Consider the following 25,089-nt stretch of genomic DNA (forward strand, 5'->3'; position numbering starts at 1 on the left):
CGGCTCCCTACTTGCAGGTTTGCACCAGCGCCGTCACGCTCAACGTCGCCGTGGCGTCCGTGGTGTAGTTATCGTTGTTCACGCACACGTAGAGCCGGCGGATGCCGGGCGGCAGGCTGATGGGCAGGGTTTCCTGGGGGGTGTTGGACGCCACGCGCAGGCAGTTCTTCACGTCCTTGATGTAACCTTTCGTGTCCAGAAACTGCTGCGCCGACGCTTCGTCGGGCGTGATGTACCAGTGGCACTTGGTGCTCACGGTGGGCGGCGCATTGTTGCCCTGCTTCGTGAGGGCCGTAGCCGCCGTAGTCAGTAAGGCGGGCGCGGACATGCCGCCCGTCCCGACGACGCCCGCCAGGGCCAGGGCCGTGGACCACGACACCGGGGGCTGGCCTTCGTCGCGCACATCCAGCTTGTAGACGATGCCCACCGTGCCTTCGGGAATATCCACGGTGAAGACCTTGCGGCTGATGTGCATGCAGTTGCTGCAGTGAATGGAGGCGGTACTCAGCGGCAACGCCTCCTGCATGACCGACTTGCACTTGATTTCCCGTCCATCGTCGCGCCAGCTGCGAAAGTCGGATTGCTGCACGCCGTTGACGTACGTGCCCTTAAAGCTAACCTGGCCGTTTTCGTGCCAGCCGCAACACAGTCCGGTGGGCTTGTCGGGGGATTCGCTGGCCATCTTGCCTTCCCACTGCTTTTTCCAGGACGGATAAAAGTAGTCCCGCACCGTGCCAATGGTTTTGCCAGCGTCGTCGTGCCGGGCAATGCGGGCGTAGCTGACTTCTTCCAACGTTTCGGTGCGTTCCCAGTCCCGGTCGAAGTAGACTGTATCGGCGGGCGGCAGCGAAACCGCGGCGGGCTTGGGTCGCTGGGCGAGCGTGGGAATGCTGACAATCAGAAGTAGAAATTGAAGAATGTAAAGTTTTGCCATAGAGACTTTGCTAGTAGAATAAGCGGAAGGGCGGTCGGTAAAAGTACTAACTAGATGCTTTTACACTAATTAATGCCGCCCAATAAAATGGTCAGTAGCTGGCCACGTATTTTGGTAGGCTAATTCCACCCCCTATTACCCTTTACTTGCGCTCATGCTACACGCTACTACCCCTCCAGACAAGAATGATGCTTTCGTTACCAAGCTACTTGATAAGTTGAAGGCTGAGTTCGAACCCGAGTTGGTACCTATACGGCCGGAGCCTTATGCCAAATCGCTAAACTGCTTTGCCAATGTTATGGAAAAGGTGAAGTGGGATGGCGGGCGAATTCACTACGGATGGGCTATCCACAAAACAACTATCCTGTGCGAAGCGGAAAGGCATGCGGTCTGGGAAGATGAGCAGGAAGAGCTCACGGACATCACCCCAACTGAAGTGCAGGCCGAACACACGCTTTTCGTTTCAGACCACGAAGGGTTCGAGTATACCGGCCAAGACACGGACAATGTGCGAATCAACATCACCGGCAACCCAGTGGTAGACGATTTCATTCGAGTTAACGAAACGCTTTCCAGGATTCACGCCTACGGTACGCGAGCAGATGACATGTACATGCAACTTCCTGACGCTGCCATGGAGCTTCACCAATACTACGACGCGTTGAAAAATGTCTTGCAGGGATTCATTTACATGGGCGGTACGCCCAAGAAGCATTGTCTGTGCAAAGGACCTGACCGCTACAGAAACTGTCACGGCAAAAGTATTGGCCCACGCATCAAAGCAGACCTGCGACAGCTCAAGACTATTCTAGGTGAACCAGGCCGCTCGGCATAGGCCATCAATAAGGTATGATAAGTCTTAGTTATCATACCTTATTCATTACTTTTGGGAACCGACCACTTATCGCGTTTTCACTCCTTATATATAGGCTGCCGTGAGCTCCGTTCCCGTCGTTCCCTCATCGCCCAGCTCCATGGGCCTGGCGCACCTGACCCAGCACACGACTCGGTACGTCGAAGCCGGCTTGCAAGGCGCGCCCAATACGGCCCGGGCGTACGCCGGCGACTGGCGCCGCTTCACCGAGTGGTGCACCGAACACGGACAGGTCGCGCTGCCGGCGTCGGTGGATACGCTTGCCGGCTATGTGACGCACCTGGCCGAAGCCGGCAAAAAAGTGTCGACTATTCAGCGCAGCTGCGCGGCTATTAGCAAAGCCCACGCCCTGCGTGACCTAGCCTCACCCACGGAGGACAAGAAATTCAAGGTGCTGATGGACGGCATCAGCCGATTGAAGGGCGTTCGGCAAAAGCAGGCGCCAGCGTTTTCGCTGGCCAGCTTCAAGCGCATCCTCAAGCACCTCGATGCCAGCACGCCGGCCGGCTTGCGTGATAAGGTCATCCTGCTCTTAGGCTTTACCGGCGCCTTCCGGCGGTCGGAGCTGTCGGCGCTAGACCTGGACGACTTGACGTTTTCCGAGGACGGGCTCACCATCAACCTCAAACGCAGCAAGACCAACCAGCTGGGGGAAGCGGAAGAAAAGGCCATTTTCTACTCGCCGGACCCCACCCTGTGCCCCATTCGCACGCTGCAGGCTTGGCTACGGTTGCTAGAACGCACGTCGGGACCGATTCTGGTCTCATTCCGCAAGGGCAGCCGGCTCACAGACCGGCGGCTGACCGATGTGCACCTCAACAAAATTGTGCAGCGGCACCTGGGCCCGAAGTTTACAGCTCACTCGCTACGGGCTTCCTTCGTGACGGTGGCCAAGCTCAACGGCGCCGACGATAGCGAGGTGATGAACCAGACAAAGCACAAGACGAGTGAAATGATTCGCCGTTATACACGCCTCGATAATGTGCGCCAACACAATGCCGCTCAAAAGTTAGGTCTGTAATTCTCAAATTAACACTAGCTAATAGTTCAGACACTAGTACATCCCCACCGGTGGAAGGAAGTATTGTATAGCCCAGACGTGGTAGTTGCTACTTGAAAATTGCTACATCGACTCGAGGGCCCGAGCATATTTCTCGATATCAATTGCAGGAACGGTGCCTAGTTTTTGAAGCCTGGACAAGAGCTTTAGGAAGAAATAAATTAACGCTTCTTCAGGAGTGCTGATTTCCCTAATGTTGTCCGCATCCGCATTATAATGGATGTTAAAGCCTCCTTTATCCAGCACACACCCGATATCAATGTGACTACGGGAGTCAAGACTATCAATTACATTAATGAACGGTTCACCAAATGCCTCACTCCATGTTGAATCCAAGCTTAGCATGCCGCCGATGATATTGAAATGCTCGCGCGGCTCTTGGATACAACCATCAGCGTGATATACGGGGGCATTAGTACGGGTGAGCAATCGTACTGATTTTATCTTCTCACCCGCATATTCCAGCGTCTTCTTATCGAAGTTTTGTTTGACTTCAAACACAGCATACACGCTTTCCGCTGGAATGTGGTCCATGCCATTCACGGTCCACACGAAAGGGGAGTACTGCCGGTCATGAATCACTAAATCTATCTGGTGACTCATGAAGCCATTATGGTCTACCACGAATGCCTTACTGACACAGTACCGTTTCGGCAGGTACTCCTGGAGCCAGGAGCGCCAACTCTCTTCAGTTACGTCGCCCATTGAGGGTGCATGGGCAACGAGTTGGCGGTTGGTGGTTAGTTTGAGAGACATCTGCTTCTGCAGACTATTGAAGGCAGCTTTTAAGTCGAAATGGTTCATGCTGGGGACTGACTATAATTGTGGAGCTTGCCTTTGTGTTGGACGAAAAAATGGGGCACCACCTGATGCTGTTTGGTTTGGGCGATGAGTAGCAGTGGGGTACTGGCTCGCACCTGAGGGTGGGCCGCCAGTCGGGCAATGGTGGCTTTATCCGTTGAGCTAGGCTGGGAAGGACCATCCGGGTGCGAGTGCCAATCGCCGAGGTATTGCAGTTGCTCGGGTAGTGCTTGCAACTGCCGGTTAATGCAGGCCGGGTCAGGAGCGAATGAGGCAGGGGAATTCTTGAATTTGGTCGGAATAATAATTCGGCTGACGATGGCGCAACCACCGTCTTCCGAATAATTTCCTACCAGCACCCCTCCAAACTCTTTCGGATGATGCAGCAGGGTTAGTTGTTTAATTTGCTCTAGGCACTCGCCGGTGATAACCAGCCGCAGACCTAGCTGATTTTGAGTGTAATGCTGGTCGGCGCTAACCTGGATGCCACGACCCGGCACATGGTGCAAGCTGAAGGTGCGGAATGATTTTCTTTGACGGGCCATTTCGGCTAATTCACTAACAGCAAGTCCAACCATTGCTTCGATATTGGCGCCGGCCGCCCGGAACGTAGGATGCCAACACCCTGCCCCTTCGCGAAACTCAGGATAGGCGGGTCGGCCCACATGAGCCAATAACTGCTCGCGCCGCTCCTGCAGAGAGCATTCGTCACCCCCAGCTACTGCAATCAATTCTTCGGCTCCTTCCGTGACGGAGATATGAACGACCCGGGTAGCTGGCACGGCGTGATGGAGCGTGGTGAGCACCTCATTGTTGGCGGAGCAGTCGAATATCAGGTCGTATTTATCCAGCCATGCGGTGGTTTTCGCCCAGTTGTGGGCCCCGGGCGCGGTGTTCGGTATGCTGTCGTGTATTTGGACTGAGACGTAGGGAGAAAGAGCTTGCAGGTGCTGCTGCAGGGCCAAGCTTTTGGCCGCGCCGGCATCCCGGAACCGGTAGCGGCTTCGGCAAATGTTACCTGGCGCAACCAAGTCTGATTCAGCAAAATCTAGTTTTCGCTGGCCACCCCTCACCAAGGTTTCTGCTATGCAGCTGCCTATTGCGCCAACACCAATAATTAGAACTCGACTACCAACAAGCGCTTCCGTCAGTTGCCCACGCCCAAAGAAGCGAGAGTAGGCGGCATTGCTAGCTTCACCCCAGACCAGTCTTTGCTTGCTCAAAGCCTCAAAACGGCTTCGAACGGCGAAGGTCGATGAGTCCCGCCGAAGCAGACTGAGGGGGAGAAACAAAGTGTCCCACGTTATTTCCTGCCCACCGCTGCCCGGTATTGGGTAGCCGACAGCGAGCATGAATCGGTTGCCCAAGGTAATTGGCGACTGACGACGAAACCCGTGGTCCAATCCTAGCTGACGCAACTGCGTGTAGAAGTCTTCCGGTAGCAACGGCAATAGGTCCTTCCAGTGTTCGACACGCAGCTTGTGCCGCAGGACGGGCTCCTGGCTCAGCAATGTCCACATGCCAGCGTAACGGGCCTGCTGAGCGTTGGCAGCCCACCGAGCTGCAACATTGCCTAAGCCGGAACCAAGAAAAGCAGGCGCTTGTGTGGGCAGGTCAACGGCGGTATTGGCGGGGCGAAGCAGTGAATAAGCAAACGTGCCGCTTTGCTGGGTGGCGAAACGGTCCGCAGTATTGTCCGTGGGTTCCTCGTCGAACAGGAGATGGCCGCATTTGGCTCCGCGAATGGGAATATACTCGTAGTGCTCGTCAATTTCCTCCTGCACGTAATACCGCGTCAGCCAGCCGTGCAGCTGCTGTATTTCCTGCGCCAGGCGAGTAGGCAGATGGTTGATGGTGGGAGTGGTCAGACAGAGAAAACCGCCGTGCAGCGGGAGCTTGGCAACGCCTTGGTGCGCGTAGCCCACTATTTCTTTGGGCCAAAACAATACTTCTCCCTGCGGGTAGGCTTCGGGCACGTGCACGGTGAAATGCACGGGGCCTTTGGCCGTTTCTACCCTGATGCCACCGACGTGCCGGGCTGGAGCCGCTTCGAATACGAAGGGCTCCAGCAAGGTTACGTTGGGTTCAGCTGCGAAGAACGTGTTGAAGAACCGTGTATCCGCAACGTTATCAACCATAGGTAGTAGCGGGATAGGTGGTCTGCTTCACGGCCGCGTTTTGCTCGTAGCGGCTGGATGCCTTTGCGGGTTCCTTGTCCTTGGGCTTATCCTCGCAGGGGAACTTGGGATTGACCGGGAAATAGAATTTGAGCTTATTACTGTCGGCCTCAATCTGTTTCAGTGCCCGCTTCATTTCCTTGGCCAGCTTCTTTTTCTGACGGTCGGTGAGGCTGTTGGTGACGTTGTTGCCGGAGTTGCCGGGGTCAAGCAGGTTGATGGTTTCGATGTTGTCCCTGATGAACTCCATCGTAAGCTTCAGCCGGTCCCACCGGCCGCTGGGCACGTTGGCTTCCCCCTTATCGTCGAACGACTTGATGGTAAGCAATTCCAACAGAAACGACTTTAGCTTGGTGAAGTGCTCGAATTTCCAAGCCTTCAATAGCTTGACCGTTTCGCGCTCTTTCTTCCGGCCCTTGATGTGGTCGATTTGCTTGGCGATGTTGGTTTTCATGCGGCCCGACGAGTCCTCGTCGTTGAGGCATAAGTTCAGGTCGAAGCAGCTCGTGTCATCGTCGCTGATGCGCCGGCCAGGCGTGATGTCGAAGTTGAGTACCTCGTCGTCGACCAAGAAGAACAAGCCGACCGAGACCTTTTGGGCCCGCACTTCGGTAAGGTCGCCTACTTCGTCGCTGAACTCGTCGCTTTCGAGGTATTCCAACACGTCGTCGTACATCACCCGCAGGGTGGTGAAGGCGCTGCGCTTAAAGTTCACGCACAAGTCCATGTCAAACTTGATGTTGATGGCCGTGTGCTTGGCGTAGGAGCCCGAATGCTGAATGCAGCGGATGTTGCTACCGAATTTGTTTTCCAGCGCGGCCTGCACCTTGTCGCGCTTTTTGCGGTAGCGGTCAGCCAGGCTTTCGTTATCCTCAACCAGGTCTTCTTCCAGGTTGATGCCGTAGGAGCGGTGCACGCAACCTAGGTAATCGTTCTTGTTTAAGTCCGCCATAACGGTTTTAATGGGCATGTAAGGGGTGGCCTCCTTCCGCAACAGGGCTGCAGAGGGTGGTAGCAGTAGCCCGGCGCCACTACGGTAGTAACGCCGGGCAGTGCAAAAAATGGGGTTAGCCTTTGCTGGATTCCGGGTCGCTGCCGTAGCTGTTCTTTTCCCGGATTTGACCATTGCGGCCGTGAATCAGCATTTCGCTGCCGCGGCTAGTGGCCATTTGCCGGGCCACCTGAATGGCCTGGACTTGGGTGGAAACAATGGTGGCAGCGCGGGATGCGCCAGCGGTTTTGACGGCCCAGCCAGTGGAGCGGGGCACGACATGCAAGTTCTTGGCCATGGATAAGGGCTTCAAGAATGGGGCCCACACAGGTAAACTCAGTGGTGGGCGATGCACCGGGCCAGACACAAGGGCGCACTATTGCAGGGCAACAAACATCTGTTACCTTCGTGGCCTCGTATAATCTCACGGTAGGGGTGCGCGGCCGGGGAACCAATCCCGGCACCAGTAGTTCGGGCGCCAACCTTCTTTTACTGCATTTCTACCATGCCGGCTGCCACTGACCTGTGGCAGCCGGATTGTTTTATAAGGGGTTTGGTCAGCAAGGAATTGTTTAAGCGTGTAATGAAAAAACGCCTACGCTAAACGCAAGGCGTTTAGGTCGTAGGCGTAGGTTTGGTAGCTGATGATGTTTTTCTGGGCCTCATTATCCTGCCAGGCTTTCTCTTCATGGCTGAGGTCCTCAATTTCGCGGCGGGACTTGCGTCCCAGACGTTGCAGCACGACGGCCAGCACGTGACGTTCAGACTCGCTGAACACATCCATGTTGGGTTTACGAGCTGCTTTATAAGCCAGTACCGGCGCGCCGTTGTCGGACTGCACCAAGCTGGGGTGGAAGCCCGCGGTAAGTTGACCCCGCTGCACCATTTCCTGCAAACGCTGCCCGTATTCCTGCGGAACGGGGCCGTGCTGCACGGCGCGGTAACGCTGGCCGGTGATGGCCCGGGCGGTGAGGCGGTAGTGGTAGAAGTCGGAATAGAAGAGCAGCTTGAGCAGCCGCACTTTGAAGAGGTTGTCGAGGTAGTTGAAGAAGAACAGCACCAACTCGGCGAACTTCTCCGCGTCGGGCGTAACGTAGCCGGTGTACTGGTCGGGTTCTTCGACGGTGATGGGTGGCGTGCTACGAATCATGAAGCCACCAACCCGGTGCGATACTCCTTCCTGGTCGATTAGCTCCAGCAGGCGGTTCACCAGCTTCAGGTATTCGTTGGGGCGTAACTCGCCGCGCTTTTCTTCCACCATTCCCCGGAACGTGCTCGGGTTGCTGGCCAGGCGCAACAGGTTGGCCGTGGAGGCACTGGGTACTTCGCCGTCTTCGTAGTGGCGGTACTGATTAGCGCCCAAACCCAGGAATAAAGACATACGGGCGGCGGTCAGGTCGTACCGCTCGCGCATAGCGCGGATTTGCTCAGGAAATAGGATGGCATGCTTCTCCCGGTACTGGTTGTAGACCTGGGCGGTGTTGAGATTAGCCAACTCGGGAGTAACAAAACGCTCGCCGGTATCCTCGCACTCGTAAAAGTGGTACGTATAGTCGTAGCTCTCCTTGCGAAAAACCTGGGCATCGGATTCCCAGCGCAGGATGGCGTAGCCGTCGGAGAGGGGGCTTTCGATTCTAGGCTGAATCATCGGTTGGGGGCAAAGGGTGAGGCTTGCGCTTCAGAGGATAAATGATGGAATGCTCGGCCAGATGAAAGGAAATACAGATAACCGAGCGGCTGGGGCGTCCTAAATGTACTTTGATGTAGATTTCGTAGCCGCGAAGCTCGCGGCCGAACACCCAAACGGGCGGGTTTCCAGCCTGCTGATTAGGCGTGGGACCCTGGAAATAATCGGTGGATTCCAACTCAAGCAGGCAGCTGCGAACATTGTCGCCGTTGATACCGAGCTTGAGTAAGGTTTTTGAGCTGTTTTTGTCACGGTCGACGATTATGAAACCGAAGAACTTGAGCTTGTCCTTGAACTCGCGGAGGTATTCGGCGACCTCACGAAGCGGGGGAACTGCGCTGGGTATATTCAAAACTACGAAGTATTACGCAAAGTTCAACTTATTAGTTGATGTTTTGCAATTGTAGGGATACGCACGGATAAACCACATCAGCTACGTGGGCGTTAGGAAGGGCCCGGCATCAGGCAGCGTAGGCGTCTTCTTCGATAAGGTGACGAACCAGGCCAAGAGTGACCAGGGTATCGAGTAGCGGCTGGACGCGAGCTGGGCCTGCTCCGCGAAAGCGCTTGGCCACCTGGGCGGCTGTGAGGGGCATTTCGGCTAGCTGGATAGCCGTGCGAAGGGCTTGCATCTGCTGGGCGAGGTCCTGGGGCCAGGCGTTGGAGGCCTCTCCTACCCCGTTCACAGGTAGCGCTGCGGCGTCCGATAACTTGGTGGCTTTGTTGCCTTTGGCCGCCGCAGTGGGCGCAGGCAGGATAAGGCCGGCCTGCACGGTTTCGGGGGCCTGATAAGCGGGGCGGAGGTAACGGACGTGACCCCCTTGCTCCTCGCGGGCGCGCTGGTGGTTGAGGTGCACCAGTCGCTGGAGCAGTTCGGGAGCAGACAAGTCAGTAGGCCAGCCGTAGGCTTCGGCCACGGCGGTATCGAGCTGCTGGTGGAGACTGAGCACCACGGCGGCCAGGCCGTGCTGGTGTACGGTTTCTTCCTTGGCCGTAAGGGGCTGGCCGGCGCGCAGCTTCTCGACCACGTTGTAGAGGTCGGTGAGGGCCAGCGTGGGATGCAAGGCCTGCTGGCGCTTGCGGTGCGCATCCAGCGCCTCGGCCAGTGCCCGGATGCGCTCTTGCTGTTCTACTGTGGCTTTGGGGAAGGGAAACGGTTGAAAGCAGCGGGAGCTCGTGTATACGGAGTCGTTGCCGACACCAAGCCAGCTACCACTAGCCATTGCCCATTCAACGTGAATTCGGCTTGACAAGACCCCTAAATTGTACGCATCATCAAAAGCAATATTGACAAGCTTGTGGTCTGGGGCTATATCGACATCCAGAAATTGAAATATGCGGTGTTTGGCCGTTTCTGGTGTGGCAATGTAGCGAGTCAGACCTTGTGTGGCCGCACGTAAGCCTTTGCGGGTTTCGCCGAACTGCCACCAGATTTCCTTGAGCTTTTTGCGGTTGTTTTGGTCGCGGTCGGGCTTAACGTGGGTATAGACGTGCTGGTACACGGCCGGATAGTCGCGGATGACATCGGCTTCGTTCAGGCCAAACAAGTCAATAAGGTACACGCCACGCGGCCGGGCGGTCAGGTCTTTGCCGTTGCGGTAGGGCCGGATGCGGGTTGCAAGGCCAGCCACCGTGCCCAGGCCCAAAGTGTGGGCCTGCGCCTCAGTCACGATAAAGCCCGCACCGGCCAGCATCATGCCGTTGCTGGAAACGCCTTCATTCGCCTTCAGCGCTTTGACCCCAGCCACGTCGGCCCCCACCGTAAAGTCGGCGTTGATAATGCCCTCGCTTTCCACCAGCTCCACGGTGTGGGCATCGTCTTCGTCGGTGACCGACTCGCGCACCAGGGTGGCCAGCTTGCCCACCTGGGTGCCGGCCCGGCCTACGCTCATGGCGATGCGCACGGCCGCGCCGTTGGCACTATCCACCCACGGGTGGTCGGCAATGGCGAACGTCAGCGATAGCGGCGGAGCCGCATCGAGGTGGCGCTGGATGAGGCGGCGGTTAAAGGTTTGGGTAATGGAGTTGGTGGTGATGAAGCCGAAGGACTCGGCCTGACCCTGCCGCACTGTCTCAGCGGCCCGCTCCCACCAGTACATCACCAAGTCGGCGGACTCGTCCACTTTGCCCTTGTACACTTTGCGCAGCGTATCCACGTAGGCGTCGCCCAGCGCGCGGCGCATGGCTTTATCGCCGACAAACGGAGGGTTGCCGATGATGAAATCAGCCTGGGGCCATGCGGCAGGCCCGGCCTGGGTAAAGTCGGGTTCGTAGCTCAGTACGGCATCCTGCTGGCGGATATTCTGGTAGCTATCGAGTAGGGGCTCGGCCAGCTGGGTGAGGCCGTGGGTGCGCAGGTGCCACTGCAGGTAGCCGATGCGCAGCACCACGTCGGCAATGGCGGCGGCCCGCGGGTTCAGCTCCAAGCCCAGCAGCTGGCGGGGGGAGACGGTGGTGGCCCCACCCAAATCGAGCAGGCCCGACTGGCCGAAGCGGTTGATGGCCGTAATTACCTCCCCTTCCAGCCGCTTGAGGTGTTCCAGCGTGACGTAGAGAAAGTTGCCGGAGCCGCAGGCTGGGTCGAGAATCTTGACCGTGGTGAGGCGGGTGAGGAAGCGCAGCAAGTCTTGGCGGGCGGCTCGCTCCCCAGCCGGGCCGGCAGTTTCGTCGAGGCGGCGGGCGCTGGCGGCCTGAGCGGCGGCCCACTCGCGGCGCAGGGGCTCCAGCACGGTGGGCAGCACCAGGCGCTCCACGTAGCGGCGCGGGGTGTAGTGCGCCCCGAGGCTGTGCCGCTCTTTGGGGTCGAGGGCGCGTTCGAGCAGGGTGCCGAAGATGGCGGGTTCCACTTCAGTCCAGTCGGCGGCAGCGGCACGCAGAAGCAGGTGAATCTGGGGCTCGGTGAGGGGCAGCGTGGTGGCCTCGTGAAAGAGTTGGCCGTTAAAGCGGCGCAGGCGGGCCCGCAGGTCGCCGGAGAAGCCACCGGTGTCCATCGTATGCCAGAGGCTTTGCAAGGCGTCGGGCAGCAGCTGGCGCAATTCCGGAGTGCTGGCATACTGCTGCAGCAAGCCGGTGAAGCTGGCGCGGGGAATCAGTTCTACGTCCTCAGCAAACATAGTAAACAGGCAGCGCATCAGGAACTGGGCCACGGCCTCGGAGGCATGGCCAGCGGCTTCGAGCTGCTTGCTCAACTCGGCCAAGTGAGCAGCGAGCTGACGGGTGACCTGGGCCGCGCGGCGGCTGGGGTCGAGCTGCTGCGGGTCGGTGAAGAGCAGAGCCAGGCGCTGGCGCACTACTTCGTCTTCGAGGGCGGTGAGCGGGATGCGGAAGGCCTCGGTGCCGCCGCCGGCGGGTAGCGTGGGCTTGTAGCCGGGAATGCCGGTGAGCAGGTCCAAGAACTGCGTGAAGCCTTCGGCGGTACCGGCGAAATTGGCGTAAAGGTCGAAGCAGTGGCCCACGTCGGCCACGATGACGAAGGGCGGGCGCGGCTCCTGTGCGGGCAGGGCCTGCACATAGCGCAGGGCCTGGTTGCGGGCCTCGGTCATCATCAGGTCCCACTTGCGGGTGCCGCGGACGGCGTGCCCCCGGCGGCGACGCTCCTGGGGTGCCTGGCCAAGTGCGGCCGCGTCGGCGGCATCGGCCCGTTGCTGGTCGTCGGGTGAGTTGGTGCCCTGCTTGGTTTCGAGCACGAAGCAGCCGCGCTTGTAAAGGTCGAGACGGCCGGTGCTTTTTTTGGCCCCATCCTGAAACGTGACAGCCCGCTCGTACACATAGGCATCCTGGGAAGCTAGCTCGCCGGAGGGCTGTGGTGGCTCGACGCCAAGCAGGGCGCAAAGCTCGTGCAGGAAGGCTTGGTAATTCGCGCGCTCGGCGCCGCCGCTGCGCAGCCAGCGGGCAGCAAAATCAGAATAGGTCACGGGTAGAAGGCTACTTTGCCTCGTCGCCTTCTCCGGGCGGAAGGAGAAGGCAATGGAGAGCGAAAGATTGGGATGGCGGTCAGGCAGCTAAAGTACAAGACTGCGGCGCAGGCAGCAACTAATCGTTTTGATGTATTCATGCCGTGAACACCTTCATTTAATTCTAGCTTATGAAAAGTGGTTCTATGTGGGTTAAACGGCGTCTGGGCAAACTGTGTATGAGCACGCCAGGTGGTTAGGTTGGGCCCAGGCCCGGTCCCAATAGACTGCTACTGCTTTTCCGAGTTCAGTGGGTTAGCAGCGAAAGGATAACTATTGTAAGCTGCCGACTCTGCTCGACCGTCCGGTGCGGATTTGCTTGTCTAGGTTTACGAAGCACAAGAATCAGCTGTTCTGCCCCAAAAAGGGGTTCTTCTTCCAACGGGGCGGATTTACACGTTAAGGAGAAAACTTCAACATCAAGATATGAAATGAAGGTGCCTCTTTTTAAACACAACTGCCACGCTGGTTTCAGCGTGGCAGTTGTGTAAAGACCGTTTAGCACAATCTATTCCACTTGGAGGCGAATGAATTCCTGACCAGTCGGACTCTCGACCGTAATCAAGTAGAGGCCAGGTAGTAGTCCCCGTAGCGGCAAGGAGACCGTGTGACGGCCTGCCTCCAGCCGTGTTTTAGGCAGGGCTTCTGCGCGTTGATTTCCTGACAAGTCCAGAATACGAACCCGTACAAGCCCTGCAGACGGTTGGGCAAAGTGTAGCGTCGCTGTGTTGCTAGCTGGATTGGGCGTGACGTGCAACGACGCCAAGTGAGATATTCCTTTCTTCGTGAGGCCTAGAGACATCGCGCTACGCGATTGGCCCATGGTGTCGGCCACCGACCCACGCGAGAAATCTCCACTTTTGGTCGTCATGTTTGCGCCGGTTATCCGGAAGTTGCCTTGCACGGCACAGGGCAAGCTGCACTTGCTTAACCACGACGGATCATCCGCGCCCTCCACGTTGCTGGTACCAAGTACGCCGGGGACCAAGGGCATGCCATGGCCAGTAGCCCCACCGGCCCCATCGCCTACTTGCTGGCCCGTTGCGTCCTGAAAGTCATAATAGACAACCAAGCCAAATTGGGGGGCCGCCAGCTTCGAGGTAAAGTTTTGCCGGATCTGGTCATCCGTACGGCTGGAATTCCACACCCGCACCTCACCGAGCATACCGGTGTAATATTCGCTGAATCCACTGCCGTATGGGTCACTGGCGCCCAGGCTCAAGGCCCCGCCCGCATTGGGGCTGCGCGACGTACTCGGCGAGTAGGCTACTGCTTGTCCATCAATAAAGAAGCGCAGGCGGTTGGTTCCGTCCCGGCTTACGCCTACGTGGTGGCAGGCCCCATCGGTAGGAATGCGCATGGAAGCTTGCCCATATCCAAAGTTGACACCCTCCAATTGCAGCAATAAGTAGCCGTCAATCAGCGTGAGTAAGGCCCCCTCCAAACCATAGGTTTTGGCTGGGTTGGAGCGTCGGTTGGACAAAATGGTCTGGCCCCCGCCCATTTGTGGATTAACCGGCCGGATATACGCCTCGATGGCAAATTGCTGACCGAGACCGTTCACGTAGGAACCCGTATTGGGAATGGTCACGACATCATTGCCATCAAATGACAAAGCTTCGTTGCCGCCACCAATGTTTACAACCCCACTGTTTTGAATGTTAACGATGCCGCAAGCAGCTACTTTGTTTGTACAAGTAAGGCCAGTAGGTAGCCCCACTCCGGCCATCACGCCCATCCGAGCACCATTATCCACGTAAAGCGTGCTGCTGCCAGTTAGCGTTACGTTGCCTCCTTCTTCCACGCAGATATGCCCACCCCATCGAATAAAAAGGTCGCCATCCACCAGTAACGTGCCGCCGTTGCGTACTAGCAACGTGCCGTTTTCCCAAATATTTAGCGTTGAACCGGCGTGTACACGTACAGTTGCGCCAGCCTCCACAGTCAGATATGTGCCTTGAAACAGGTTTACACCAGCTGTCTGGTAAGGAGATGTTGAGCCAATCTCCATTTGGCTTCCTTGTCCAACCGTCACCCTTGCGAGGTCACGCAGATCGATATTCAAATGGTCATTACGTTTCGTGTAGCGCACCAATGAAGGCATGGTGCCATTATACCACCTCGGGCGAGGGCTACCGTGTAGTAATAGCGCGGCTCCGTTGGTTACCATTACGGGATCGCTAAGGGTAACGCCATTTGCATTAATCGTTTCAACGCCAATAAGGCGACCTGAAGTATCATACTCCTCTCTCACGTAGGTGGTCACGTTGTAGGACGAGCCGCTCCCGTTCAATTGGCCGGTATCCGTGCCATCGTACGTGTGTGTGTGATTGCCCGCTAACGTGCCCGGAAAATTGCCGGTGAAATAAGGCGTTTGTACTGTTGCCAAGGGCGCAATTTCATCCGTATTTAAAATGCGGAAGGATGCACTATTTATGGGGGCAGTTGAAAGATTGAAATTATAATACCAAAGGTTGCGGATATTCTGATTTTCTGCAAAACTGGTGTTGTTATCTCCCAAGAGTGCATTGTAATACTCTGTCACGGAGTAGCGAATGCGGTTGATAAATGGTCTCAGCAAACGCGCAAACGACATTTCATACTGCTCCACATAGCCTGTCATGGGGTCAGCGGGGTCTTGGTATACACCTGGTCCACCAGGGTTATTATATAAAGCAAAATTATTTGGCCCGTCCCACAGATCTAGTAATGTATTGCCAAACGACTGTTCGCTAACAAAAGGGTGAGTTAAATTTCGGAAAGTAGAGCTTCCAAAATTTATTTGCTCATGATAGTTTCCTGCCAAATAGCCGCTACCGGCTTCTTGGTCTAAGGCTCTAAACGTCATTTCATCCATGATGTATGCGAACCCATTTGCAAATCCCTCTTTAAGTGTGCGTAAATGGTGATTGTTGTTGTACTGTCCAGAGTGTTCTGAGTCTCCTTGAGCAGATGGAAGGGAATTCTGCAATTCATGTTGAACGAAGTGCCCAAATTCATGCATAACTACAAATTCAGATGCCCTTGAAATTGCACCTAGTTCAATATTTCGATTTTCATCTCTATAAACGCCTCTTTCGCCATCAACTAGCACGATCTTCAAGTCATGCGACAAACTTTTCCCAGTGTTCGTTAGAGCTGCTTGCGTGTAATCCCACGAGATTTTTGCCCACGTATATACTTTTCCAGCTTGGGGCTCACTTAACTCCACATCGTGTCCAACTGCAGCAGGTTGACCGAAGGTAATTTGAGTGATGATAGACTGGTCCGAATTGTAATTGATCGTTCTCAAGGGAGTGACAGTTGTTACAAATCGGTCAAATGCCCATGATTCTTTCACCCGAACATTCTCGCCCCCGTCCGTCATCATAATCTTTAAATAGACCCGAATATCTTTGGAGTTTGAAGAGCATTTTTCAAACTGGACAGAGCTGCTGTTGCCACTGGAGATATAGCCTTGCTCGTCGGTATAATAAGTTCGGATATGCTGGTCTGGTGCTGCGCTATGGTACTGCCAAACCTCTACGCGGGCGCGACGGATAGGTAAGCGTACATTCAAGGGTTTATTATCTGGGAGATGCCATGTAAATAAGCGCTCATCTACCAGTCGCCCTTTGTAACGGCGATACCCTATTCCACAATCATCGCGGTATTGCGGACCAGCCAAGGTGTCGGTGTTGTATCCTGTGAAGGATGTATTCCGCATAGGAATGGCATAAGCTAGTCCCTCTACATATTCCATATCGAATACTTCTCCGGCACTTGCCTGATAGCCCTGCGGGATATCCGAAACGGGAATGTCTTGCTGAGCTACAGACTGACGATTTTCAAAAGTCCGGCCATCGTCTGTGAGCCACATTCGTCGCAACTTTTTGTAATCAAGTTGGTCCCACACCTCCACGGTATTATACGGAGTGAAGTACACATAACAGGCTCGGTTATATTGTTGCACTTTGCCGGCTTCGTCGGTGTGCTCCATCATCACCTTGACCTCCACCGGATAGAACGGCAAACGGCGCCGGTCATAGGTTAAGTACAAATTGTTTGTTTGCGTTGCGCCGGCGGTCAGTGCGGTTGAACGGTTGGCCTCGGACGCATCAAAGGCAAAAAAGCTTTTGTTGTCGGTTATAGAACGCCAATCATTACTGGTGATGGTCTGGTTCGCTGTGATAGAAAGCGCAACGGTAAGCTGTCCATCTACTATAGGTGCCTCAAACGACTGAAAACTAAGTCTGTAAGGAGCCGGGCCAAAGTCAGTCGTGTCGTTTTGACCAAATGCTGAGGCATAGGAAAGCCAGGCTACCAAAAGTAGCAGTAGAATTTTTTTCATAAAGAGAAGGGATTAAGGGGTGATTTTATAGGCGATGAGTTCCCACGTGCCCAGTTGTGTATATACTAAACGAGTATAGCCTATGCCACGCGAAAGCTGATAGCGGCGCAGGAAGTTTGCCGTTGTGGAATCGCGAAATGATATAGCAAAGTGTAAGCTATGCCGGAATTGACCAGCGGGCACTGTAACAGCCATTGTGTCGAGTAGCATGGGACCAGCAGCAGTCAGTCTTGTTCCAGGAGATGGAAGCGGAAAAGACAAAATCAGACCGGGTGAATACATATTTCCCGCTTCAGTAGCTTGTTGAGCCCCCCATTCGTCACCAGTATACAAGCTACTAATATGCTCGAATCCCGTAAAATTCTGTAATGAACTAAGTCCCCGAAAAAATGATCGATTCGAATGGCTGAAGTTACATTCGTAGATTTCCACGCAAGTCGGTAGTCCAAACGTGTTTTCGCCTGGTTTAAACAGCCGCTTCTTTACTGAAAAAGCCCGAACAGTGTCTAAGATAGCCGGTACACTGCCTCGTTGTTTATATACCCAATAACTTCCCTCTGGGAAATACCAATAGTTTAGGAAGGCTTGAGGAGCTTGCCCTACCTGCGGGCATTCTTGTATCACTTCTTCCTTTCGACAAGAGGCTAGACATACTGATAGCATGAAAATGCTAGGTATAATCTTTTTCATATGTGATATTGTAGATGAAAGTAAACAAGTGGAAGAACAGGACGCATCCATGTGCTTGGATAAGAATAAAACTCGATAGATAACAAACTTGAAAACAAGTGTAAGAAGGATTGAGGAAGATTCCTAACTGGCAAACTATTTGGTAATCAAGCGCTAGGTTACGCGGTTCTGATGACATACCGGCCATTGACAATACAAGGCCACTTAGGGCAAGGCGTTGCTACAGCAGCAAGCGTATCAAAGCAGTGAGCACTTGTTGATGTGTGGCGGCTGACACGGGCAACGCCGTTAACCGGGCTAGCAAAGTCGCAGGAGAGGGCACCGGTTGCCCATCGGCTGAACGGGTCGGCCAGGCATGCGCCGCCCAGGTTTCGAGTACATAGCGAAACTGTTCTGTCAGGCGGTCCAGACGGGCTTGTCGATAGGGCGTCTGTGGCGGCAGGCTGAGCACTTGCCAATAAATAGACCGCAGCATGACGGTGGAGGAAGGATAGCTAATCTGTTCGGGCATTTCGGTGAGAGGGCGATGTTGGTACCCGAGGCGACACGAACTGTCGGTTGTCAATCAGGCATCTGGATACAGGGTCGGTTTGGGCTATTTTTCCCCAGGGAATGTGCGTGAGCGCTGGACGTATTTATATACGGTACCATACGCAATAGCTGTTTGCTTGCTAATCTGGTTCATCGACACACCTGCCGCATGCAGCTGGGCGATTTTCTGTTGCTGATCTAGCGGCAACGTCGGCCGGGAAATGGCCTTGCCTTGTGCTTTGGCCCGCGCCATGCCGGCGCGCACGCGCTGGCTGATAAGCGCACTTTCAAATTGAGCCAGCGAGGCCATGACGTGGAAAATCAATTCACCCGTTGGCGTGGTGGTATCGATGTTTTCCTGGTAGGAGATGAAGTCCACCCCCAGGCTTTGGAACTCCTTAAGCGCGTTAACCAGCGCTTGGGTGGAGCGGGCAAAGCGGTCGTAGCGCCAGACCAACACGATGTCGATTTGGCGCTTCTTGGCAGCGGCCATCATCGTTTTATACTCGCGCCGCTCCTCACTCGTGCCGGAAGCCTGGTCCACGTACTCGGACGCTACAGCGAAGCCCCGGTGCTGGGCATACTCGCGCAGGGGCCGCAGCTGCGTCTCCGGGTCCTGGCCTTTGTCCAGGGTGGAGACGCGGGCGTAGAGGGCTACGCGCTTGGGTTGGGCAGTGGGGGAAAGAGGCATTGGTGGCTATCGAAAAGGAACTCCTTTGTAAAGCTACTTTTTTGGGTGTAAAATCGGCCCGGACACCCCCAAAAAAGGGGGTGCGTTTCGACACCCTTTTCGATAGGCCGCCGCCCATGCCGCTCGACTTCCTCTCTGCCCCGGAACGGCTGCGCTACCAGACCGTGCCCGCCACCTTGCTCGAAGCCGATCTGCGGCAGCAGTTCCACCTGACGGAGGCGGACCGGCAGTTCCTCGCCTCCTTTCGCGGGGCGGCCAACCGGTTGGGCGTCGCCCTGCAGCTGGGGCTGTTGCGGCTGATGGGCTTTCTGCCGGACACCTGGTGGGAGCATCTGCCGCCCGACGTGCTGCCGTTCGTCGCTACCCAGCTGCAGGAGGAGTCGCCGGGGCTCAGCGCGTACGGCACCCGCCAGCAAACCCGCAGCGAGCATTTTCTGGCCGTGCTCAAGCACCTGGGCTTTCGCAAGTGGGAGCCGCTGGACATGGCCTGGCTGGAGCCCTGGCTGGTGGAGCGGGCCCTGGAGCACGACGACGAGCGGGTGCTGCTGGCCATGACCTGCCTGCGGCTGCAGCAGGAGAAAATCGTGCGCCCCGCCATCGGCACGCTGGAGCGGCTGGTGGGCAGCATGAGCGAGCTGGCCTACCAGGAAACGTATCGGCGTTTGGTGCCGCTGTTGAGTGAAGACGTGTGCTGGCAACTGGACCAATTGCTGTTGCCGGATGAGGCCCTGCGCATCACCCGCCACCGCTGGCTGGTGCAGATGGCTACGGTCGGCAATCCGGCCGCCATCACCACGGCCCTCGATAAGCTCCGCTACCTGGGCGAGTTGGGCGTGCCGGCCTGGGAAGTACATAGTCTGCACCCGAACCGGCAGAAGCGCCTGGCCCTGCTGGCCCGCAACCGCTCCAACCGCCACCTCGAACGCCTGCCCGCCCCCAAGCGCTACCCGCTGCTGGTGGCGTTCCTGCGCGAGAGCTACCTGACGCTCACCGACGAGGTGCTGAGCATGTTCGATGCCTACTGGGAACACAGCCTGGCCAAGGCCCGCCGCGCCCACGATCAGTACCAGCAGCAGATTGCTGCCGCCAAAGACACGGCCCTGCGTACGCTGGCTCAGGCCGTGGAAATCGTACTCGACGAGGAGCAAACTCCGGCCGGGCAGGTGCGCCCGAGTGTGTTCGCCCGCATTCCCCGCGAGCAGCTGGTTCTGGCCTGGGAAGCGGTGCAAACGATGCTCTACCCGACTCGTCATTCCCACCTTACGTTCCTGGCCAGGCGCTACAGCCTCTTCAAACAATTCACACCCCGGCTGCTGGCGCAGATCAGCTTCCAGCACGGCTTTACCGGCGACGACTTCCCGGCCGCGCTGGAATTGGTCGCCGACCTGCAGGCGGGCCGCCGCCGGAAGCTGCCAGCCGCTCTGCCCACGGGCTTTTTGAAACCGACCTGGCGCAAGCTGGTCGTCGCGGAAGACAGCCCGGAACCGGACGTGCGCCACGCCTACGAGCTGTGCGTGCTCTCCACGCTGCGTGATCGGCTGCGCTCGGGTGACGTGTACGTAGCCCCCTCGCATCAGTACGCCGACTTGAGCAGCTACCTGATTAGCCCGGCCGAGTGGGAGCGGGTGAAAGGCGAGTTATGCGCCCAACTGAACCTGCCCGCCGTCACCACGGACCGGCTCACCCAACGTTTGCAGGAGCTACAGGAGCTGCTGGCCCCGATGCAACAGCTGCTGGAAGCCGGGGGCGACGTGCGGCTGGAGGACGGGGAACTGGTCGTGGGCCGGGTCAGCGCGGAGGAAGTGCCGGCCGCAGCCCAGGCCCTGCAGCAGGAAATCAGCCGCCGCTTGCCGGTGGTAGATTTGACTGACATTCTGGTCGAGGTCAACACCTGGCTGGGCTTCACCGACCACCTGCCGGGTCTGGAACACGCCCCGCGCGGTGAGGGGCACGATACACGCCTGCTGGCCGGAGTGCTCGCGCTGGGTTGCAACATTCCGCTCACCGACATGGCCCGCAGCACAGGCCTGCCCTACCAGTCGCTCTGGTGGACGGCCTCCAATTACCTGCGCGACGACACGCTCAAAGCGGCCAATACGCTCCTGGTCAATGAGCACCACCGGCAGTGGCTGGCTTCGTACTGGGGCAGCGGCACATTTTCCTCCTCGGACGGGCAGCGTTTCGCCGTTAGCGGTAAGGTGCGTAATGCCCGGTCCCTGCCTACCTACTTCGGCACCGGCCGGGGCGTGACCATGCAGACGCACTCCTCGGATCAATACTCGCAGTACGGCAGCAAGGTCGTGCCGGCCACCTTGCGCGACGCCACCATCGTGCTCGATGAGATTGTCGATAACCAGACCGAGTTGGCCATCGTCGAGCACACGACCGACACGGCGGGCTACTCGGACATCATCTTCGCGCTGTTTGATTTGCTGGGCCTGTTTTTCTGCCCCCGCATGCGGGACCTCGCCGACCAGAAGCTCTACAAAATCCGGGGCGCGGATTGGACGTATCCCGACCTCAAGTTTACGGGTACCCTCAACCCGGACTACATCCGCCGGCATTGGGACGAGCTGCTGCGGCTGGCCGGCTCCATCAAGTCCGGCCGGGTAACGGCCTCGCTCTTCATCAGCAAGCTACAGGCCTATCCCCGGCAAAACCACCTGACCTACGTGCTGCAGGCCTACGGCCAGCTCATCAAGACCAACTTCATCCTGCGCTACCTGCAGAGCCAGCCGCTGCGGCGGCGCATTCACGCCCAACTCAATAAAGGAGAAGAACTGCACGCCCTACGGGCCTGGCTGTGGTTTGGCAGTGAGGGCGTGATCCGGCGCAAGCAACAGGAAGAGCAGGCCGAAGCCGCTCGCTGCCTGACGCTGCTCACCAACTGCGTGCTGCTCTGGAATACGGTCTATATGCAAGAGGTCCTGCAGCAGCTGCAAGCCGAAGGCTATCCGGTGGACGAGGCCCATTTTGAGTATCTCTCGCCCAGCCGCTACGAGCACATCAACCGGCTGGGCAAGTATTCCTTCGAGAATCCGGCGCAGGCGGACCCGCAGCACCGTCGACCCTTACGCCAGCCGTAAGCGCCCTTCAGGGGCGGTAAAATTCCTTAGCGTGTAAATCCGCCCCGTTGGAAGAAGAACCCCAAAAACAACTCATCAAACAGCTGACGCAGCTCGCAGAGACTTCTTTTAACACAGTTAGTAAACTTGGTTGCACAGAGCGAAAGGATAGAAAGGGTAAGCCGAAGTTGAACCTAGGAGTTTCCATCTGACGGAGAAGAGTGAGTAAAACCAACATAGGAGGCTGCAAACGCATACCATTTCTACCCTTTACTGGCAGGCTGTTGGGTCAGTAGTAAGTACAGGCGGGACTGCTTAGTAATCTGTTCCAGAAGTACCATGCTGCATTGCGGCTTATAAAACCTATTAGTTCACGTACTGGGTAAGCCGAACTGTAATCCGATGGGTCGGCTAAAGAATAGGTTTTATAAGTGCAGGGGGTGCCATAGATGCTACTACCTTGCCTAGCGATGCCCACGGGGTCATGCCAAGAGTCGCTGAAGAAGCTGTTGTGAGCTTCCTACGAGACTTATAAAATCTATTAATGAGCCCTGATTGAGCTTTCCGCATGGTTTATAGGTTACCTTTGAGGTATACAGGAATGTTCTAAATAGTAGAAAAAGGTAAAAAATTCTTTAAAAAGTGCAATCCCATTTTGTGCTTGTTTAGACTCCCTTTTTTGTTGTTTTCGTTCGGGTATCGCCCTAAACCACCACTTTATAAGCTTTTGTACTCTAGCTTCAACAAGCTTGTGAGTATTTTAAGTATTTAAGGTATTTGCAGGGCTCGCAACTTTTTGTACCTCAGTATCTTAAGCGGCTTTAGTAATAGGTTTCATAAGCCAACTAATAGGTTTCATAAGCGGGGTAATAGGTTTCATAAGCGGGGTAATAGGTTTCATAAGCCAAATTAATAGCTTTGATAAGCTAACTAATAGAGGTGGAATCCATGGCTATCATTACACCCTATGCTGGCGAACTAATAGATTTTATAAGTCACTGGTGAAACAACGCTCCTGAAGCTCCCTTCTGACCGGCTGCGAACTAATAGCTTTTATAAGTCTAACTAATAGCTTTTATAAGCCTCGCCGAAAACTCGCGACCAGCTAACTAATAGGTTTCATAAGTCTAACTAATAGCTTTTATAAGTCAGCACCACCACAGGCATTCCGGCTGCTCATAGATTCAGGATTTGGCTCTATTAGTTTCCGATTTAAGCCGTATGTTTGCTTGGTATCACCCCAGTAGCTGCGTATGGCCGCGCCCGAATCCACCGTCCCGATAGAAATTCGGCAGCATAACGCGCTGACGACGGCCCGCTACGAGATGAGTGCCTGCGAGATGGACATCGTCTTCTCGCTCCTCTCTAAGCTCACCAAGCAGGACAAGGCCGGCACCATCTACGAAATCCGGGTCCAGGAGCTGATGGAGATGACCGGGCGCACCTGGAACTACAAGCAGCTGCTCGAATCCACTGAGAACCTCAACAGCCGGGTCTATCACATCGAGACCGGCAAAACCCTGCTGCAGGTGAGTCTGCTGGCCTCGGCGCTGTACCGCAAGGGCGAGGGCACCATTGAGCTGGAGATATCCGAGCGCATGCGGCCTTTCCTCATTGACCTGAAGAGCAACTTCACGTCTTACCGCCTGCAGGCTGCCTTTAGCCTGAGCAGCAAGTACGCCAAGCGCATCTACCAGCTGGCCTCGCAGTGGAAGGACATCGGGGAGACTAAGACCTACTCCCTGGATGAGTTCAAGGGCATGCTCAAGCTCAAGGACCCAGCTGGTAAAGAGCCCGAGCAGTACGCCCAGATTTCCTCCTTGCAGAAGTACGTGCTCGACGTGGCCACGACGCAGATAAACGAGCACACCGACTTGCGCATCAAGTACGAGCTCCTGAAAAAGGGTCGCTCCTTCCAAAGCATCAAGTTCTACGTCAACACCCAGGTACCTCAGCAACTGCCTATCCCCTTCGAGCTGGAGGCCGACGACGCCAAGATGCAACTGGCCCGCAAACACCTCGAAACCCTAGGTATTGCCGAACCCAAGCTGGTGCAGGAGATTCTGCAGTCGCCCAAGCACGTGGATGCCTTGTTTGCCTTTATCTACAAGCTGAAGACTGATAAAATCAAGGCTACCAAAAATCCGGGTGGCTTGTTTCTGAAGATGCAAGGCTTGCGCTAGTAGGACAGGGAAGGAGCTTGTATGTTGCCCAACTGTTCAGAGAACGGAACTGGTATCTCATGGTAGCTGAGTGGGGCGGACGCTCGTTGTCCGGCATGCCGTCTTGGCACGGTGGAGCGTCCCGTTTTCCTCAACAATGGAAACCAAGGAGCTAGGGAAGGCTGATTACCTATACAGTCAATGCCACAAACTCGGCCTTGGTCAAAAGTTTAGTACAAAGGCTAACCGGGACAATTAAGGGGTTCCTAACCAAAGCCAACAAAGCGTTTCCTTCTTGCGATGGAAACGCTTTGTTGTTGCCCGTTAGAGCAGTCAGTCGTCAGGATTTGATTCCCGAACTATACGACCGGCATTAGAAGAAATAGGCTTCTCCGTCCGCAGGTACCAACACCTGGTTGGTCATGCCCTTTTCGGCGGCGAAGGCGCGCAACTGCTGGCGCGAGAGCGTGGCGTGGTTGGTGGCTTCCATGTGGGTGGAGACGAGCGTGGCCCGGGGCAGCGCCTGGTGCACTGCGTAGACATCCTCCTGATTCATGACGATGGAGCCGAGTCCGGTGATTTGGTTGTCGCCCGCGTTGAGCACCACCACCTCGGGCTGGTACTGCCGCAGGTTGTTGGCCACGTCCTGGTTCCAGACCGTGTCGCCGGCGATGTAGAGCGTCTTCTCCTCGGGATGCGTAAACACCACGCCGGAAACCTGCCCGAGCATTTCCCCCGCAACCGCCATGACGGCGTCGCTGCCGTGCTGGCCCGGCGTCTGGGTCAGCGAAACGCCGTTGAAAGTAGCGCCCTGAATCAGGCGCACATCGGTGAAGCCCTGCGAGCGAATCAGCGCCTGGTCCTGGGCGTGCTGGGTGAAGACGGGCAGGTGCTTGGGCAACTGGGCACTGGCGGCCTCGTCCCAGTGGTCGAAGTGGGTGTGGGTGACCACCACGGCGTCGACCTGCGTGTAGTCCTGCACCGGGCCGGGCAAGCCAACGGTGGGGTTGCTCAGGTGGCTGTTGGGGGTGCCGGGCAGCCCGGGGAAGACGCCCTGGTCGGCGAACATGGGGTCAATGAGAAATTTAACGCCGGCGTAGTCCAGGCGAAGCGTTGAGTGGCGAACCAGTTGAAGCTGCATGA

At 56.3% G+C, this 25,089-nt stretch carries 16 protein-coding genes; 4 read left to right on the plus strand and 12 right to left on the minus strand.

The window, feature by feature from the left end:
• Positions 1-7 precede the first annotated feature (7 nt).
• Positions 8-934 (minus strand): toxin-antitoxin system YwqK family antitoxin, encoded by a 927-nt coding sequence (locus H8B14_RS19160; RefSeq protein ID WP_187317287.1) that lies wholly within the window; start codon positions 932-934, stop codon positions 8-10.
• A gap of 154 nt (positions 935-1,088) precedes the next feature.
• Here H8B14_RS19160 and H8B14_RS19165 point away from each other — a divergent pair, with 154 nt between their 5' ends.
• Complete coding sequence (locus H8B14_RS19165) at positions 1,089-1,769, plus strand: hypothetical protein (protein ID WP_187317288.1); 681 nt, start codon at positions 1,089-1,091, stop codon at positions 1,767-1,769.
• Between the two features lie 100 nt (positions 1,770-1,869).
• A complete protein-coding gene (locus H8B14_RS19170; protein ID WP_315984854.1) occupies positions 1,870-2,829 on the plus strand; it encodes a site-specific integrase in 960 nt (319 codons plus the stop codon).
• A 102-nt stretch (positions 2,830-2,931) separates the two neighbouring features.
• Here H8B14_RS19170 and H8B14_RS19175 read toward each other — a convergent pair whose 3' ends face one another.
• The 10 genes from H8B14_RS19175 to H8B14_RS19220 all read right to left on the minus strand — a co-directional run bounded on the left by H8B14_RS19175 (position 2,932) and on the right by H8B14_RS19220 (position 18,719).
• The gene (locus H8B14_RS19175; RefSeq protein ID WP_187317289.1) at positions 2,932-3,672 is read right to left on the minus strand and encodes a DUF6602 domain-containing protein; all 741 of its coding nucleotides are present in this window, start codon (positions 3,670-3,672) and stop codon (positions 2,932-2,934) included.
• On the minus strand, positions 3,669-5,807 hold the full coding sequence (locus tag H8B14_RS19180; RefSeq protein WP_187317290.1) for a ThiF family adenylyltransferase: 2,139 nt from the start codon (positions 5,805-5,807) through the stop codon (positions 3,669-3,671). The genes H8B14_RS19175 and H8B14_RS19180 overlap by 4 nt, the downstream gene beginning before the upstream one ends.
• Positions 5,800-6,762 carry a nucleotidyltransferase family protein gene (locus H8B14_RS19185; protein ID WP_187317291.1) on the minus strand — a complete coding sequence of 321 codons (963 nt, stop codon included), beginning with the start codon at positions 6,760-6,762 and terminating at the stop codon, positions 5,800-5,802. The genes H8B14_RS19180 and H8B14_RS19185 overlap by 8 nt, the downstream gene beginning before the upstream one ends.
• A gap of 151 nt (positions 6,763-6,913) precedes the next feature.
• A complete protein-coding gene (locus H8B14_RS19190; RefSeq protein ID WP_187317292.1) occupies positions 6,914-7,135 on the minus strand; it encodes a DUF2188 domain-containing protein in 222 nt (73 codons plus the stop codon).
• Positions 7,136-7,432: 297 nt separating this feature from the next.
• A complete protein-coding gene (locus tag H8B14_RS19195) occupies positions 7,433-8,485 on the minus strand; it encodes a type II TA system antitoxin MqsA family protein (RefSeq protein ID WP_187317293.1) in 1,053 nt (350 codons plus the stop codon).
• Entirely contained in the window at positions 8,472-8,876 is a 405-nt protein-coding gene (locus H8B14_RS19200) for a type II toxin-antitoxin system MqsR family toxin (RefSeq protein ID WP_187317294.1), read from the minus strand. The genes H8B14_RS19195 and H8B14_RS19200 overlap by 14 nt, the downstream gene beginning before the upstream one ends.
• Positions 8,877-8,985: 109 nt before the next feature.
• Positions 8,986-12,438: a class I SAM-dependent DNA methyltransferase gene (locus H8B14_RS19205; protein ID WP_187317295.1), complete on the minus strand. Its 3,453-nt coding sequence runs from the start codon at positions 12,436-12,438 to the stop codon at positions 8,986-8,988.
• 547 nt (positions 12,439-12,985) lie between these two features.
• Complete coding sequence (locus tag H8B14_RS19210) at positions 12,986-16,807, minus strand: LamG domain-containing protein (RefSeq protein WP_187317296.1); 3,822 nt, start codon at positions 16,805-16,807, stop codon at positions 12,986-12,988.
• Positions 16,808-16,819: 12 nt separating this feature from the next.
• On the minus strand, positions 16,820-17,497 hold the full coding sequence (locus tag H8B14_RS19215) for a hypothetical protein (protein WP_187317297.1): 678 nt from the start codon (positions 17,495-17,497) through the stop codon (positions 16,820-16,822).
• A gap of 595 nt (positions 17,498-18,092) precedes the next feature.
• Positions 18,093-18,719, minus strand: a complete 627-nt coding sequence (locus H8B14_RS19220) for a recombinase family protein (protein WP_187317298.1) — start codon at positions 18,717-18,719, stop codon at positions 18,093-18,095.
• Positions 18,720-18,835: 116 nt separating this feature from the next.
• Here H8B14_RS19220 and H8B14_RS19225 point away from each other — a divergent pair, with 116 nt between their 5' ends.
• Both H8B14_RS19225 and H8B14_RS19230 read left to right on the plus strand, forming a co-directional pair.
• A complete protein-coding gene (locus tag H8B14_RS19225) occupies positions 18,836-21,805 on the plus strand; it encodes a Tn3 family transposase (protein ID WP_187317299.1) in 2,970 nt (989 codons plus the stop codon).
• A gap of 1,232 nt (positions 21,806-23,037) precedes the next feature.
• The gene (locus tag H8B14_RS19230) at positions 23,038-23,967 is read left to right on the plus strand and encodes a replication initiation protein (RefSeq protein ID WP_187317300.1); all 930 of its coding nucleotides are present in this window, start codon (positions 23,038-23,040) and stop codon (positions 23,965-23,967) included.
• Positions 23,968-24,319: 352 nt separating this feature from the next.
• Here the strand turns inward: H8B14_RS19230 and H8B14_RS19235 are convergent, their stop codons facing one another.
• Positions 24,320-25,087 (minus strand): MBL fold metallo-hydrolase, encoded by a 768-nt coding sequence (locus tag H8B14_RS19235; RefSeq protein ID WP_187317301.1) that lies wholly within the window; start codon positions 25,085-25,087, stop codon positions 24,320-24,322.
• Positions 25,088-25,089: the final 2 nt, after the last annotated feature.

The sequence above is a fragment of the Hymenobacter puniceus genome (genome assembly GCF_014333525.1).
In the GTDB taxonomy this organism is placed as follows: Bacteria; Bacteroidota; Bacteroidia; order Cytophagales; family Hymenobacteraceae; genus Hymenobacter.